This is a genomic window from Williamsia maris (assembly GCF_024171815.1).
GTDB classification, from domain to species: Bacteria; Actinomycetota; Actinomycetes; order Mycobacteriales; family Mycobacteriaceae; genus Williamsia_A; species Williamsia_A maris.
In genome coordinates, this window is sequence record NZ_JAMTCJ010000003.1 from 362544 (window position 1) to 378054 (window position 15511).

Consider the following 15511-nt stretch of genomic DNA (forward strand, 5'->3'; position numbering starts at 1 on the left):
AGGCAGCACCCCGGACGCGACCTCACGATCAGGGGTCGGTTCGCCCTCGAGCTGTGCAGAGGGCCGCACCTGTGGAGAAGGTGTTCAGTCGGCGTCGGGTGCGAAGCCCTCGATCGGTCCGACCTCCGAGCACACCGCGATCCCGACCGCCCCCGAACCGACGTGACAACTCAGGACCGGGCCCATGTCCGAGGTGATCAACGAGGTGATCGAGCGCAACCGTCCGCGCAGTCGTGTGGTGATGTCGGCAGCCGCCTCGGGCGCCTCACAGTGCAGGACACCGACGGTCACCGGCCTGCCCTCGGTGGCCTCGACGGCGGCGTCGACCATCTTGCCGACGGCCTTGGAGAAGGTGCGCTGTTTCTCGGTGAGGACCAGCATGCCGTCGACCATCCGCAGGACCGGCTTGATGGACAACGCCGATCCGAACAGCCTGGTCGCCGCGCCGATCCGACCGCTGTTGCGCAGGTTGTCGAGCTGGGCGACACACAGCAGCGACTCGGTGGTCGAGCCCGCGCGGATGGCGGCCTCGTACACCCGGTCGCGGTCGGCGCCGCTCTGCGCGGCCTGCGCGGCGGCGATCGCGCCGAACCCGACGGCGATGCCCACCGACCGCGAGTCGACCACCCGGATCCGTCCTGGATGGCGGTCGGCAGCGAGTCGGGCCGAACTCCAGGTGCTGCTGAGTCGGCGACTCATGAGCACGGCCACGACACCGTCGCCGTCGCTGTCCTCGACCGCGCGACCGAACGCGGCCTCGAGGTCTGCGGGGACGGCCCCGGAGGTGGTGGTGCCGGGATCGTCGAACAGTTCGGGACCGATCTCGTCGACGTCCTCGGCGAGGTCCTGCTCACCGTTCAGAACGTGCAACGGGACCTGCCGGATGTCGTACATGTCTCTGATCGACGCGGGCAACCGCGCCGACGAATCGGTCACAACGACGACGGCCACGCCGATCAGCGTAGGGGGTCGTCGCCGCGAACGGCACCGGCGGTCGGGACGTCGTCGCCGATCCCGAGCGCCGAGCGCAGACCGGTGATCGTCACCTCGGCGACCTCGCGGTGACACCCGAAGCCCCAGTGGATGCCGTCGGGGTTGTGATCAGCGGCGATCAACCGTTCCGCGGGCGCGCTGCTGTCGAAGTCGGCGAAGTGGGCCGCGGTCGGCGGGTAGAAATCGACGGTCGGGACGTCGTGCTCGGCGGCCCAGCGTCGGGCGGCCGCGGTCGCCGGGGCCCGACCGGTGTGCACGTGCCCGTAGTACGGACTGCGGTGCGTCGGCGACAGGCAGAGGATGACCGGCAGATCGGGTCGGACCATGGCCAGCGCGGCGCGGATCTTCTCGAGGTAGTCCACCGTCACCGCGGGCGGCAACGCGACCGGCCACCCGAGCGGCGACAACCGCGGCTGCAGCCATTGGTAGGCGGTGCGCACGGCCTGGCGTAGCGGCGCCGGGCGCAGATAACGGATCTGTTCGCGCAGCGCGGTCGGCAGCGGTGACGGCAGCGTGTCCATCCCGCCGATCGCCAGCACCACCACCCGGGCGTGCGGGACCGCCGCCCAGATCCGCGGGTCCTGGGTCAGCGCCCACCAGACGTCGCGCGTCGTCCATCCGATGCGGCCGAAGAGTTCGGCCCGCCCTCCCACCGCCGACGCGGCGATGTTGGGCCAGATGCGGTCGTCGTCGGCGGGCAGTCCGCCCTCGGGACCGTAGTAGGCGAGCGAGTCCGACAGCACCAGGACGGAACCGGGCCGTGTGTCGGTCACTGCACCCCTGCGTCGGCGACCTCGGCCGAGGCGTTCCACACGTCGAGGCGCCATGTCGGGGTGTCGCCGTGGCCGCTCAGCTGGACCCAGCTGGTGTTGGCCAGGCCCCCGAAGACGGGCCAGTTGCGCACCGGCAGATCCAACAGTCCCGCGGTGAGCGCGGCGATGGCACCACCGTGGGCGACGAGGACGACCGGGGTGTCCGCGTCGGGTCCCCTGCCCCAGTCCGGCAACCCTTCGACGAGCTCGGCGACCAGCGGCACGCTGCGAGCGGCGACGTCGACGCGACTCTCGCCGTTCGGCGGACGCCAGTGCGCGTCGTCGCGCCACTGTCCCCGCGCACCCGGCATGGCCTCGTCGACCTCGAGGTGGGTCATGCCCTGCCAGTCGCCGAGATGTGTCTCCCGCAGTCGGGTGTCGGTCGTGACGGTCAGGCCGCAGCGGTCGGCGAGGGCGACCGCGGTGTCGCGGGCACGGGTCAGGTCCGAGGAGATGATCAACCGCGGCGCACGCCGGGCGAGGACCGCGCCCGCGGTCGCGGCCTGCTGCACCCCCAGCGCCGACAACTCGGTGTCGAGTTGCCCCTGCATGCGGCTCGCCGCGTTGTACTCGGTCTGTCCGTGCCGGAGGAGGATGAGACGCCGGACGACCGGGGTCATCCGTTCGACACTGCTGTCATGGGTGTCGGGACCACCCATCAGGTGAGCTCGACATCGACGACCGGGCAGTCCTTCCAGAGTCGTTCCAGCGCATAGAAGTCCCGCTCCTCGGAGTGCTGGATGTGCACGACGATGTCGGAGTAGTCCAGCAGCGTCCACCGTCCCTCACGGGTTCCCTCGCGCCGCAACGGCTTGCGCCCCACCTCGCGGAGCTTCTCCTCGATGGCGTCGACGATGGCTCCGACCTGACGTTCGTTGCCCGCCGAGGCGATGACGAACAGATCGGTGATGACCAGTTGTTCGGAGACGTCGATGACGACGACGTCGTCGGCCAGCTTGTCGGAGGCCGCCTGCGCGGCCACCTTGGCCATGGCCAGTGCCTCGGATGTGGCTGTCACTGTGGTCCTTTCGATGAGAGATGATCGTCGGCCCCGGGGAGAGGCTCCGGCTGCGCGGACGGACCCGAGACCCCGGGTGATTCCGGTTGGGGTGTCCGATAGAGCCTGCGTTTGTTGATGTACTGCACCACGCCGTCCGGCACGAGATACCAGACCGGTCGGCCCTCTCCTGCGCGCGTGCGGCAGTCGGTCGACGAGATCGCCAGTGCCGGAACCTCGATGAGGTGCAGGGCGTCGGGCGGCAGGGTCGCCAGGTGCGCGCCCAGATGGCCGGCGTCCAGGTCGTATCCGGGTCGGCTGACGCCGACGAAGCGGGCGAGACCGAACAACTCCTCCCAGTTCTGCCAGGTCAGGATCGAGCTCAGCGCGTCGGCGCCGGTGATGAAGTACTGATCGGCGTCGGGGTGCAGACGGTGCAGGTCCCGCAGGGTGTCGACGGTGTAGGTGTCACCCCGGCGTTCGATGTCGACACGACTCACCGAGAACCGGGGGTTGGCCGCGGTCGCGATGACCGTCATCAGGTAGCGGTCCTCGGCCGGGCTCACCGCGGGGGTGCGGGCACCGTCGTCGACGAGCTTCTGCCAGGGACGCCCGGTGGGCACGAAGACGACCTCGTCGAGATCGAACCGGTCGGCGACCTCGTTGGCCGCGACCAGGTGGCCGTTGTGGATGGGGTCGAAGGTGCCGCCCATCACGCCTATCCGCCTGCGCCGGGCGGGACGGCCGCTCACGTCGGGCGATCCGGTGTCGGGCATGTCTGAGGAGTCTACGGGGCCACCTGCGCGTTTCGACATCTGCTGCGGACGGGGCACTAGACCGGCAGCAGTTCGGCGACGACCCGCGCCAACTGCGCCGCGTTGCGACACTCGTGCATCTCGATGATCGTCGCGTAGTCCGACGCCACCGAATCCCCCGAGTTCCAGATGCTCTCCGCCTCCGGGTTGAGCCAGTAGGCGTGGCGGGCGCGGGTGACCAGTTCGCGCAGCGCACCGAAGCTGGGGTCGTGATAGTTGTTGCGGCCGTCGCCGAGCACCAGCAACGCACCTCGGTGGGTCAGCGAGTCGATGTGGTCCTCGACGAACCCCGACAGGGCGTGACCGTAGTCGGAGTGACCGTCGCGGGTGATCAGACGTGCGGAGCTGAGGATCTGCGCCACCGACGACCCGATGTCGATGTCGTCGGGCCGTCGACTGAAGTACTCGGTCACCTCGTCGACGGTGTCGACGAAGGCGAACACCCGCACGGCCGAGAAATGTTGGCGCAGCGCGTAGACCAGCTGCAGGGTGAACTGCGAGAAACCCGACACCGATCCGGAGACGTCGCACAGGATCACCAGCTCCGGTCGTCCCGGTCGGGGACGGGCGTAGGTGAGCTCGATCGGGACGCCGCCGGTCGACATCGACGCCCGCAGGGTCTTGCGGATGTCGACGACGCCGCGACGGGCGCGACGCCGACGGACCTCGAGCTTGGCCGCGAGCAGACGCGCGAGCGGGTCGACCGTGCGTCGCATCTCGATCATCTCGGCGCGTCCGGCGGAGAGGAAGTTGATGTTCTCGGGAAGGGTCGGGACCGCGTACTCCCCCACGCGGTCACGACCGGCGCGATCGACCATGCGCCTGCGGGTCTCCTCGGAGATCATCGACCCGAATCTCGTGACGCGATCGGCGGCCGAGCGGCGATAACGCGGCTCGGCACCGTCCTGGTCGGCCGAACCCGCCGCCGCCATCGCCGCGGCGATCTTCGCGATCAGCGTCTGCGGCCGGATGGTCGACATCGCCTGATAGGTCGAGAACGCGTCGCCACGGGTGGATCGGTATCCGCCGATCTGGTCCACGATCAGCGAGATGAGTTCGGCGAGCCGACCGTCGTTCTCCGCGTCCGGATCGGCCAGCATCTCGGCGACCATCTCGCGCACGGCGTCGATGTCGACGGCACCGTCGGCGTCGGTGGGCAGTTCCTGAGTGGTGGTCCGCATGCCGGATCCGACCGGGAACCACAGGTCGAACACGGCGTCGAAGACCGCCCGGTGCCCGTGGTCGGTGACCAGCGTGCAGGCCAGTCCCTCGCGAAAGCTGTTGCGGTCGAGCAGGTTCAGCACCTCGGTAGCCGAAGCGGCGTCGATCAACGACGCCGGGCCGACCACGATGCCCCGGGCCCGCAGGTCGTCGACGAAACCCGTGAGGTGGTCCACGAGGTGGTCGGGTGCGACCGTCGACGAGCGCAGCGGCGAGGTCATCGGTCCAGCTTCAGCTCCCTGGCCGCCGTCGCCAGATCGGGTCGGTGCTTGAGGACGACGCCGAGGGTCCGCTTGATCAGTGCGTCGTCGAGACCGCGTCCCGGCTTCTCCCCGATGCCCAACGCCAGCAGGGTGTTGCCCCAGTCGATGGTCTCGGCCACCGACGGCTTCTTGCGCAGATCGAGGCTTCGCAGCACGCCGATGATGCGCACCATCTCGCGGGCGAGCGAATCCGAGAGACCGGGCACCCGCGACGAGAGGATGTCGTGTTCGCGGGCCGCGTCGGGGAAATCGATGTAGAGGTACAGGCAGCGACGTTTGAGCGCCTCGGAGAGCTCGCGGGTCGCATTCGAGGTCAGGAGCACGATCGGGCGTCGCACCGCGGTGACGGTGCCCATCTCGGGGATGGTGACGGCGAAGTCGCTGAGCACCTCGAGGAGCAGTCCCTCGACATCGACGTCGGCCTTGTCGACCTCGTCGATGAGCAGCACGGTCGGCTCGGTGCGCGAGATGGCCCGCAGCAGCGGACGCGGCAGCAGGAACTCCTCGGAGAAGATGTCGGCCTTGGTCTCGTCCCAGCCGCGCTGCCCGGTCGACTGGATGTGCAGGATCTGCTTGGCGTGGTTCCACTCGTAGAGTGCGCGGGCCTCGTCGATGCCCTCGTAGCACTGCAGCCGCACGAGTTCGGCACCCGCGGTCTGCGAGATCGCCCGTGCCAGTTCGGTCTTGCCGACGCCGGCGGGTCCCTCGACGAGGAGGGGTTTGCCGAGTCGGTCGGCGAGGAACACCGCGGTGGCGGTGGCCACGTCGGCCAGATATCCGGTCTCGGCCAGGCGGTCCACCACGTTCGTGGTGTCGGTGAACACCGGTTCCACGCTCGGGCCGCCGAGGGCGATGCCGGGGTTGTCGGTGGGTGTCGGTGTCATGGGCGCGTCTGCCCCCGGCCCCACACGATCCACTTCGTGGAGGTGAGCTCGGGCAGGCCCATCGGGCCACGGGCGTGCAGCTTCTGGGTCGAGATGCCGATCTCGGCACCGAAACCGAACTGCTCGCCGTCGGTGAACGCGGTCGAGGCGTTGACCATCACCGCCGCGGCGTCGACCCGGTCGGTGAACTCCGTCGCGAGCGCGAGGTCGTCGGTGATCACGGCCTCGGTGTGCCCGGTGCCCCAGGTGTCGATGTGGTCGATCGCGGCGTCGACCCCGTCGACGATCTTGATGGCGATGTCGAGGCTGAGATATTCGTCCGCCCAATCAGATTCGGTGGCCGGCTCCATCCCCGGCTCGTCGCCGTGGATCACCACGCCATGGGCCTGCAGCGCCGAGACCAGTCGCGGCAGGGCGACGTCGGCGACCGCGGCGTCGATCAGGACGGTCTCGACGGTGTTGCAGACGCTCGGGCGGCGGGTCTTGGAGTTGACGACGACGTCGGTGGCGATGTCGAGGTCGGCCGAAGCGGAGACGTAGATGTGGCAGTTGCCGGTGCCGGTCTCGATGGTCGGCACGGTCGCGTCGCGGACCACCGACGCGATGAGTCCGGCTCCCCCACGGGGGATCACGACGTCGACGAGGCCGCGGGCCCGGATCAGCGCGGTCACGCTCGATCGGTCGGCGCTGGGCAGCAACGTGACGACGTCGGCGGGCAGGCCGTGGTCGACGAGGACGTCGCGGAGCACCGCGACGAGGGCGGCGTTGGAGTCCGCGGCCGACGATGACCCGCGCAGCAGTACCGCGTTCCCGGACTTGCAGGCGATGCCGAACGCGTCGACGGTCACGTTGGGGCGGGCCTCGTAGACCATGCCGACGACACCGAGGGGGACACGGACCTGGCGCAGGTGCAGCCCGTTAGGCAGCGTCTTGCCGGACACGATGTCGCCGATCGGGTCGGGCAGGGTCGCGACCTGCCGCAGTCCGTCGGCGATCTGGCCGACGCGGTCCGCGGTGAGACGGAGGCGGTCGAGCAGGCTCTCACCGGTTCCGGCGGCCCGGGCGCGGTCGATGTCGCGACCGTTGGCGGCGAGGATCGGCGCGGCCTGGGCGACCAGTGCGTCGGCGGCGGCGAGCAGGACGGTGTTCTTGGTGGCCGTGGTCTGCCGGGCCAGGATTCGCGATGCCCGCCGCGCGGCCCGCGCGGCGTCGGTGACCTGCACCTCGATCGACGGGCCGGGATCCGACGCATCGGCGTCCGCCCGATCCGCGACCGCTGTGTCTGCGGTGGTTGCGCTCATCGGACCAGACTAACGCCGCACCCCGGTGGACCCGCATCGCGCCGTCGCAGGGCAGCACGGGTGCGCCGGGCGCGTCAACACCGCCGCAGGGACCGTCGTAGGACCGGTACCGACGGCGCGTCGACGGACAGGCGGTACGTCGCCACGACCCGTACGAACTGCACCGCGTACTGGCAGGCGAACGCCGCCCGACGCGGCATCCACGCCGACGGCGGCGAATCGCTCTTGTACTGGTTCGACGGACCGTCCACGGCGACGAGGTTGGCGGGGTCGTTCGCGAACCGCAGGCGGGTGGCCGGCGCCCACTGCGACGCACCCATGTCCCATGCGTAGGCCAGCGGCACGATGTGGTCGATCTGGATCGCCGTCCCGCTCGTGCGGCCGCGCCGGAAGTCGATCCACTCCCCGCTGTAGGGGCTGCGCAGTTCCCCGGTCGCCACGGCCCGGGGACACGACGCGACCGCCACGTAGGTCTTGTCGTGCAGGTCGCGGTCGAGCACGTCGTTGCGGGTGTCGCACCCGTTGCCCGCGTCCTGGGCGTCGGACGAATCGGCCCACGCCGAGCCGAACGCGGCGCGGTCGTACCCGCCGGGACGCGCACGTTGCGGCAGGACCGGCACCTGCGCCAGCGCCGCCACCGCGCCGGTCACGTCGACGTCGATCGGTGCACGCGTCTGCGGGGTCCGCGCGATGACCGCCACGAGGACGCAGACCACCGCGAACGCGACGATCGCCACCCACGTCCGTGCCGGCAGCCGACGGCGAGCCCTCACCGACTCACGCCCGACGGGTCAGGACTTCTCCAGGTAGCTGATCCGGCCCGGGCCGAGGACGGCGTCGACCAGGTCGGCCATGGGCCGGTGGTCGAGAAGTGTGAGGTCGCCGGAGACGACCTCGGCGGCCAGCTCCCTGGCGTCGGCGATGACGTCGGCGTCGTCGAGCAGGGAGAGGAACCGCAGCGAGGAGTTGACGCCGGACTGCACCGCACCGAGGACGTCTCCTTCCCGTCGTTGGATCAGATCGATCCGTGCGAGTTCGAATCCGTCATTGGACGCCTCGACCGCCCGTAACCGTTCCATCGCCGACGAGGTCGGTGACACCGCGGTGCGCAGGAAGCATCGACCCGGGAGCCCACCACGGCCGACGCGGCCGCGCAGCTGGTGGAGCTGGCTCACGCCGAAACGTTCGGCGTCGACGATGACCATCGCGTTGGCGTTGGCGACGTCGACGCCGACCTCGATGACCGTGGTCGAGACGAGGATGTCGATCTCGCCACGGGTGAACGCGTCCATGGTGGCCGTCTTGTCGTCGCCGGACATGCGGCCGTGCAGCAGCTCCACACGGTGTCGGCCCAGCGGGCCGCTGCCGATTTGGTCGAACATCTCGACCACCGAGGTGGTCTGTGGGCCCTGTTGCTCGGCGGCACGCTCCTCGGATTTGGCGCCGGCGGCGGTGCCGTCGTCACCGATGCGGGAGCAGACCACGTAGACCTGCCTGCCGAGCCCGACCTCCTCGTCGACGACCTGCCACAGCCGGTTCTCCCACTTCTCCAGCTGGGTGGGCACGACGTTGGTGGTGATCGGTTGCCGGCCCGCGGGCAGCTCGCGCAGCGTGGAGGTCTCCAGATCGCCGTAGACCGTCATCGCGATGGTCCGCGGGATGGGCGTGGCGGTCATCACCAGCATGTGCGGGATCAGGTCGTCGCGTCCCCGGGAGCGCAGGGTGTCCCGCTGCTCGACGCCGAAACGGTGCTGCTCGTCGACGACGATCAGGCCCAGGTTGAAGAAGTCGACGTGGTCCTCGAGCAGCGCGTGCGTGCCGATGACGATGCCTGCGGTGCCGGTGACCGCCTCGAGCAGCGCGGCTCGTTTGCCCGCCGTCTTCATCGACCCGGTGAGCAGGGCGATGCGCGTGGCCGACTCCTCGGCCCCGAGCTCCCCGGCCTGGGCCAGGCCGCCCAGCATCGTCGTCAGACTGCGGTGGTGTTGCGCCGCGAGGACCTCGGTGGGCGCCAACAGGACGCACTGGTAGTCGTTGTCGATCATCCGCAGCATGGCGATGAGCGCCACCAGCGTCTTGCCCGAGCCCACCTCCCCCTGCAGCAACCGGCTCATCGGCTCGCCCGATCCGAGCTGGGTGCAGATCTCGTCGACGACGGTGTGCTGACCGCCGGTCAGCTCGAACGGCAGCCGTCCGAGCAGCGCGTCCTCGAGTCCGTCGTCGACGTGGACCGCGGCCGGACCGCGATGTCCCAGATCGGCGAACCGGCGCTGCGCCAGGCTCAGCTGCAACGCCAACGCCTCGTCGAACTTCAGACGCGCACTCGCCGCCTCGATGTCCTCGGCCGTCTCGGGCAGGTGGATCGCCCGTAGCGACTCGTCGGATCCGATCAACCCGCGCGTGTCCCGATCGGCGTCGGTCAACGGGTCCTCGATGCGCTCGACGACGTCGAGGGCCTTGCGGACCGCGCGCCAGATGTCCCACGTCTGCAGAGCTTTCGTGGCCGGGTAGACCGGGAGGAAGGGGCGATGGAAGTCGGCGAGGTCCGTCGAGTCGACACCGGCGGCGCCACCGTCCGGACCATCCCCGGCCGCGGCGTCGCCACCGGCCATCGACAGCATCATCGACGAGCCCACGGTCTCGATGTCGGCGCCCTCGTCGGGCAGCACCATCCAGTTCGGATGGGTCAGCTGCATCTGCTCGCGGTAGTACGACACCGTCCCGGCGACCATGAAGCGCACGCCGGGTCGCAGGGCGCGCTGGATGGCGTACGGGTTGAAGAACGTGACGCCGAACGAGATCGTGCCGTCGGTTGCCTTGATGGACAACAACTTCCCGCGCTTGTTCCGCATCGGGCGCAGATCGGCCTTCTCCACCCGTGCGACGAGGGTGACCCACTCGCCGTTCTCCGGGCGTCGCGTCGACGACAGCTGTCCCTGCCGCACGTAGCGCATCGGGAAGTACCGGAGCAGCTCACCGATGGTGTGTACCCCGATCTCCTCCCCCAGGATCGTCGCGGTCTTCTCCCCGACCACCTCGGCGAGCGACTCCGCCTGTGCCGCCATCAGCCGACCACCGTCACTCGACACCCACCTGCAGGACCTCGTCGGCCTGTCCCGACTGATAGGCGACGAACTCCACACCCGGATGTGCCGCGGACACATGGCGTTCCAGCCGTTCGAGCACCCCGTCGGCGATGTCGGCGCCGGCCAGCACGGTGACGAGTTCGCCACCGGTGCTGAGCATCAGGTCCACCAGCGCGGTCGCCGCCTCCGCCTGACCGGGCCCGATGACCAACACGTCCATGCCGATCAACCCCAACAGGTCGCCGGCATCGCACGCACCGGCCAGGGTCAGCGCGGGTTCGGTCGCCGTCATCACCGATCCACGACGGGTGGACGCGGCCGCCTCGGCCATGGCGTAGGCGTCCGCGTCGGGAGCGGCGGCGATGTCGTGCACCGCCAGCGCCGAGAGGCACTGCACCATCGACAGCGTCGGCAGGAAGACCACCGTCCGATGCCTCGACCGCGCGTCGGCGGCCACGGTGACCAGATCCTGGGCGGGCAACGCGCCGTTGGCCATCACCACCACGTGTGCGGCGTCGACGGCCAGGATCGCCTGGGCGAGCGCGGCCGCGTCGAGTCCGTCGTCGGAGCGGACGACACTCGCCCCCTCCTGCTCGAACAACTCCGCCGCGCCGTCACCGTCGACCACGGCGACGACCCCACGGGCACGGGCGGCGGGACGATCGTCGGGATCGTGCGAGGCGCGGTGGGCGTCGAGGACGAAGCAGGAGATCCGGATCGCACTGACCCGACCGACCTCGATCCCCGCCTCGACCGCGTCGCCGGGTTCGCAGGTGTGCACGTGGACCGAGAACCGCTCCCCGGCGGTGTTCGAGCTGTCCCCGACGATGACCACGGCGTCGCCGAGACCGTCGAGACGTGCCCGCAGCACCGGAATCTGTTCGGCGGGCGCACCTTCGATGGTGTACATGACCTCGAAGTCCATCTCCGAGGAGTTCGCATCACAGGCCTCTCCCGCCGAGGGGTGCCCGATCGGGTCGCCGCCGCCTGCCAACGCGCCCTGGTACCGACGACGACGGGCCGAGACACCGGTGAGCACCCTGACCATCGAGTCGACGAGCACGAGGAGTCCGCGCCCACCCGCGTCGACGACCCCGGCGCGGGCGAGTTCGGGCAGCTGCTCGGTGGTCCGCTCCAGGTCGTCGGCGCATCCGTCGGCCACCGCGCGCGCCAGATCACCCGGGGACGCGTCGATCAGGTCGGCCGCCGTGGCCGCCGCCTGCCGCAACAGCGTCAGCACCGTGCCGTCGCGGGGCTCACTGACCGCGCGGGTCGCGGCGAGGGCGGCGAGTCCGAGGCCCGACGCCCACAGCCGGTTGAACGGCACCGCGCCGTCGACGGCGTTGATGTCGGCCGCATCGGCGAGACCGACGAGGACCTGCGACAGGATGATCCCGGAGTTGCCGCGGGCCTGCCCGGTGGCGCCGTCGGCTGCCGCGCGGATGACCTGGGTGAGGGTCGCGTCGGGGGCGGTGTCGGCGCAGGCGGTCGCCGCCGCGGTCATCGTGTGCAGCATGTTGCTACCGGTGTCGGAGTCCGGGATCGGGAAGACGTTCAGGTCGTTGATCTCGCCGCGGACCGCGGTCAGCCCCCGGACACACTCCTGGCTCCAGTCGCGCAGCAGCCCGGGATCCATCGGCGCCTGCCGGGTACCGGGTCCGGGCGTATTTGGCCCGTCAGCGTTCATGCCGCTATCCTTGCAGGGTTGTCGTGAGCGGTGTCCGAGAGTGTCGGCGGCCGCAGAAGAGACAACCACCAAACTGTTTCCAACATGAGGAGTTCGACGATGGCTGCCGTCTGTGACGTTTGCGCCAAGGGACCCGGCTTCGGTAAGTCGGTCTCGCACTCGCACCGACGCACCAACCGCCGGTGGAATCCCAACATCCAGACCGTTCGCGCCCAGGTTGCCCCCGGCAACCGCAAGCGCATCAACGTCTGCACGTCCTGCCTGAAGGCGGGCAAGGTCGTCCGCGGCTGAGTGGTTCGCGTCACATAGTCTGCAGTGATGACCTCACTGGCAGACATGAACACCGTCGACATCGTCGACGGTGTTCTTTCTATTCGCATCTCCACCGAGCGCGGTGGTAACTCGCTGGCACCCGATGCCCTGCTCGAGGGCACCGAGGTGCTGCGCGCGGTGGCGGCGGGCGAACACTCGGTCGGGGCCGTCCTGCTGCTCGGGCCGGGCGCGAACTTCTGTGCCGGCGGCGACGTGCGTGCGTTCGCCTCCGCACCCGACCGGCCCGCGTTCGTCGCGGACCTCGCCGATCGGTTCCACGCCTTCATCAGCGCCCTCGCCGAGGCCGACGTGCCCGTCGTCGCGGCGGTACGCGGGTGGGCGGCCGGGGCGGGAATGAGCATCGTCTGCCACGCCGACGTCGCCATCGGCGGACCCGGCACGTCCCTGCGGGCCGCGTACTCGGCCATCGGGTTCTCGCCGGACGGCGGGATGACGTGGGCACTGCCCCGACTGGTCGGTGCTGCCCGGGCCCGCCACATCATCCTCACCAACAGGGTCGTCACCGCGGCGGAGGCGCTCGAGATCGGACTGCTGGCGCAGGTCGTCGACACCGACGAGGAGGTCGTCACCGCGGCCACCGCGGCGGCCCGCGCGATCGCGGCCGGTCCACGACAGTCCCTCCGTGCGACCCGACGACTGCTGACGACAAGCGACGGGGCGACGCTGACCGAGCAGATGGCCGCCGAGGCGGCGTCGATCTCGCAGCTGTCCGGACTGCCCGTCGGCATCGAGGGCGTCGACGCCTTCGTCGCCAAGCGATCGGCCGACTTCAGCGCGAGCAACGACACCTGACCCACGCGGAACCGGTCAGGGCAGGGTCCAGTCGATCGGGTCGGCCCCGAGTTCGCCGAGAGCCGCGTTCGCGCGGCTGAACGGCTTGGACCCGAAGAAGCCCCGACTCGCCGACATCGGCGACGGGTGGGCGGAGGTGATGGTCGGGATCCCGGGCATCCACTGCTGCAACGACCCGGCGTCCTTGCCCCACAGGATCGCGACCAGCGGGGCGTCACGGGCCACCAGCGCCTTGATGGCGCACTCGGTCACGTCCTCCCACCCCTTTCCGCGATGCGACGCGGGAGCGCCCGGGGCGACGGTGAGCACACGGTTGAGCAGCAGCACGCCGCCCTCGCTCCACGGGGACAGGTCACCGCTCGTCGGTCGGGGCAGGCCGAGGTCCTCGACGTACTCGGTGAAGATGTTGCCCAGCGAACGTGGGACCGGTCGCACGTCGGGCGCGACGGAGAAACTCAGCCCGACGGCGTGACCGGGCGTCGGGTAGGGGTCCTGCCCGACGATGAGGACCCGCACCCGGTCCATCGGGGTGGTGAAGGCGCGCAGCACGTTCTCGCCTGCGGGCAGGTAGCGCCGCCCGGCGGCGATCTCCTCGCGGAGGAAGGTCCCCATGGAGGTGATCGTGTCGGCCACCGGTTCGAGGGCCTGCGCCCACCCCGGGTCGATGAGGTCGGTCAGGGGCCGTGGCCCGTCGGCGGCCATCAGTCGATCCGCCGCAGGTGGTCGCGGTAGTACTGGGCGTTCTGGAAGTACATCTCGACGTTGAGGTCGACGTGGCCCTCGGGCACCTCGTGGCCCGGACGGATCTTGGCGGGCACACCGAGTGCCATCGCACGGGCGGGCACGGCGAAGTCGAACGGCACCACCGCACCCGCTCCGACGATCGCCCCGTCGCCGATCGTGGAGCCGTTGAGCACCACCGACCCCGACGCGATCAGGCAGTTGTCGCCGACCGTCGCGCCCTCGACGTGCGCGTTGTGGCCGACGACGCAGTTCGCACCGATCGTCGTGGGATGGATCGGCGTGCAGTGGATGACGGTGCCGTCCTGGATGTTGGTCATCGCGCCGATCGTGATGGTCCCGTAGTCACCGCGGAGCACCGCGCCCGGCCACACCGAGACCCCCGCGGCGAGGGTCACCGCCCCGATCACCGTGGCGTCGGGGTGCACGTAGGCCCCCTCGCCGAGTTCGGGAACGCGATCGTCCAACGCATACACAGCCATTCCGACAATCTAGTGGGCCGTTCTCAGAAGCTCTGCCACCCGGGGACGGCGGGCGCGGAACCGTCGATGCGCACGGGGCGGTCGTCGTCACGGGCGAGGACCGACCCGATCACCGTCCACCCCGCGGGCGGGGCGCCTCCGAAAGCGGCGAGGAGTTGGTGATCTTCGCCTCCCCCGATCGCCCACCCGGCCGGGTCGACGCCGAGTTCCGCGCCGGCCTCGGCGAGTCCGGCGGCCATCGGGATCGACGCCGCCACCACCTCCAGCGACACCCCCGATGCGCGCGCCATCGTCTCCAGTTCGGCGCCGAGACCGTCGGACACATCGGTCATCGCGTGCGCACCGTGTTCGGCCGCGATCACCCCGACGGCGAGGTCGACGACCGGGACCCGATGCGCGGCAACGAGATCCGGATACGAATCGGCCCGGCCGGCCATCAGCAGGGCGAGCCCGGCGGCCGAGGAGCCCAGCGGACCGCTCACGGCGAGACGGTCACCGACCCGCGCACCCGAGACCGGCACCGCGGCGCGGCCGTCCGTCGAGCCGAACACCGTGACGGTCAACACGATCTGATCCGCCGACACCACGTCGCCGCCCACCACACGGGCACCGACGGCGACGGCCGCGCGGTTCAGGCCGTGATTGACGGCGAGAACCCAGTCGACGCCGGTGGACGGCGGGCAGGCGATCGAGACCACCAGCGCCGACACCCGGCCACCCATCGCGGCGATGTCGGCTGCGCTCTGGATCGCCGCGCGGCGTCCGATGTTCTCCGGTGTCGACCACTCGAGGCGAAAATGCCTGTCCTGCACCAAACTGTCGGTGCTGACGATCAGATCCGACGACATCGCGATGACGGCAGCATCGTCGCCCGGACCGATGAGCAGCCGATCCGAATCCGTGGGGAGATCGGCCGCGGCCCGAGTCGACATGGCGGTCAACCGACCGATGAGTGCCTGCTCACCGAGGTCGGCGACCGTGGGACCCGAGCCCGCCGAGACGGATGATCGCGACGTGTCGCCGCCGGAATCATTGGCGCCCACCACCGCGGTTCCTCCGGTCTCGTTGATTCGCGCACCGGCCGGTTCGTCGGTGACAATGTGT

Annotated in this window: 16 protein-coding genes; 2 read left to right on the forward strand and 14 right to left on the reverse strand. The window is 70.2% G+C overall.

From position 1 onward, the window contains the following. Window positions 1-84: 84 nt before the first annotated feature. The 11 genes from LX13_RS15035 to LX13_RS15085 form a co-directional block, all read right to left on the reverse strand. On the reverse strand, window positions 85-951 hold the full coding sequence (locus tag LX13_RS15035) for a DegV family protein (RefSeq protein ID WP_253662124.1): 867 nt from the start codon (window positions 949-951) through the stop codon (window positions 85-87). A gap of 5 nt (window positions 952-956) precedes the next feature. Beyond that, the gene (gene octT / locus LX13_RS15040) at window positions 957-1820 is read right to left on the reverse strand and encodes a diglucosylglycerate octanoyltransferase (protein WP_372499915.1); all 864 of its coding nucleotides are present in this window, start codon (window positions 1818-1820) and stop codon (window positions 957-959) included. Beyond that, a complete protein-coding gene (locus LX13_RS15045) occupies window positions 1763-2467 on the reverse strand; it encodes a histidine phosphatase family protein (protein WP_301301385.1) in 705 nt (234 codons plus the stop codon). The genes octT and LX13_RS15045 overlap by 58 nt, the downstream gene beginning before the upstream one ends. Next, window positions 2464-2823: a ribosome silencing factor gene (gene rsfS / locus LX13_RS15050; protein WP_253662127.1), complete on the reverse strand. Its 360-nt coding sequence runs from the start codon at window positions 2821-2823 to the stop codon at window positions 2464-2466. Before rsfS ends, LX13_RS15045 begins: the two co-directional genes overlap by 4 nt. After that, entirely contained in the window at window positions 2820-3578 is a 759-nt protein-coding gene (nadD, locus tag LX13_RS15055) for a nicotinate-nucleotide adenylyltransferase (protein ID WP_301301273.1), read from the reverse strand. The genes rsfS and nadD overlap by 4 nt, the downstream gene beginning before the upstream one ends. A gap of 56 nt (window positions 3579-3634) precedes the next feature. Next, a complete protein-coding gene (locus tag LX13_RS15060) occupies window positions 3635-5059 on the reverse strand; it encodes a vWA domain-containing protein (RefSeq protein WP_253662128.1) in 1425 nt (474 codons plus the stop codon). After that, window positions 5056-5985, reverse strand: coding sequence for an AAA family ATPase (locus tag LX13_RS15065; RefSeq protein WP_253662129.1), 930 nt, complete (start codon window positions 5983-5985; stop codon window positions 5056-5058). Before LX13_RS15065 ends, LX13_RS15060 begins: the two co-directional genes overlap by 4 nt. After that, complete coding sequence (locus LX13_RS15070) at window positions 5982-7286, reverse strand: glutamate-5-semialdehyde dehydrogenase (protein ID WP_253662130.1); 1305 nt, start codon at window positions 7284-7286, stop codon at window positions 5982-5984. The genes LX13_RS15065 and LX13_RS15070 overlap by 4 nt, the downstream gene beginning before the upstream one ends. Before the next feature lie 74 nt (window positions 7287-7360). Beyond that, a complete protein-coding gene (locus tag LX13_RS15075) occupies window positions 7361-8023 on the reverse strand; it encodes an HNH endonuclease family protein (protein WP_253662131.1) in 663 nt (220 codons plus the stop codon). 54 nt (window positions 8024-8077) lie between these two features. Further along, window positions 8078-10351 (reverse strand): ATP-dependent DNA helicase RecG, encoded by a 2274-nt coding sequence (gene recG / locus LX13_RS15080; RefSeq protein ID WP_253662132.1) that lies wholly within the window; start codon window positions 10349-10351, stop codon window positions 8078-8080. A 13-nt stretch (window positions 10352-10364) separates the two neighbouring features. After that, window positions 10365-12059 carry a DAK2 domain-containing protein gene (locus tag LX13_RS15085; RefSeq protein ID WP_253662133.1) on the reverse strand — a complete coding sequence of 565 codons (1695 nt, stop codon included), beginning with the start codon at window positions 12057-12059 and terminating at the stop codon, window positions 10365-10367. Between the two features lie 99 nt (window positions 12060-12158). Between LX13_RS15085 and rpmB the strand changes: the two genes are divergently transcribed. Then, on the forward strand, window positions 12159-12350 hold the full coding sequence (rpmB, locus tag LX13_RS15090) for a 50S ribosomal protein L28 (RefSeq protein WP_188489972.1): 192 nt from the start codon (window positions 12159-12161) through the stop codon (window positions 12348-12350). 27 nt (window positions 12351-12377) lie between these two features. Further along, complete coding sequence (locus tag LX13_RS15095) at window positions 12378-13184, forward strand: enoyl-CoA hydratase/isomerase family protein (RefSeq protein WP_253662134.1); 807 nt, start codon at window positions 12378-12380, stop codon at window positions 13182-13184. 15 nt (window positions 13185-13199) lie between these two features. Here the strand turns inward: LX13_RS15095 and LX13_RS15100 are convergent, their stop codons facing one another. The 3 genes from LX13_RS15100 to LX13_RS15110 are packed head-to-tail and all read right to left on the reverse strand — an operon-like array spanning window position 13200 to window position 15450. Continuing rightward, window positions 13200-13886 (reverse strand): uracil-DNA glycosylase, encoded by a 687-nt coding sequence (locus LX13_RS15100; protein WP_253662135.1) that lies wholly within the window; start codon window positions 13884-13886, stop codon window positions 13200-13202. Further along, the gene (locus LX13_RS15105; RefSeq protein WP_253662136.1) at window positions 13886-14407 is read right to left on the reverse strand and encodes a gamma carbonic anhydrase family protein; all 522 of its coding nucleotides are present in this window, start codon (window positions 14405-14407) and stop codon (window positions 13886-13888) included. Before LX13_RS15105 ends, LX13_RS15100 begins: the two co-directional genes overlap by 1 nt. A gap of 23 nt (window positions 14408-14430) precedes the next feature. Next, entirely contained in the window at window positions 14431-15450 is a 1020-nt protein-coding gene (locus LX13_RS15110; RefSeq protein WP_253662137.1) for a thiamine-phosphate kinase, read from the reverse strand. Between the last annotated feature and the right edge of the window lie 61 nt (window positions 15451-15511).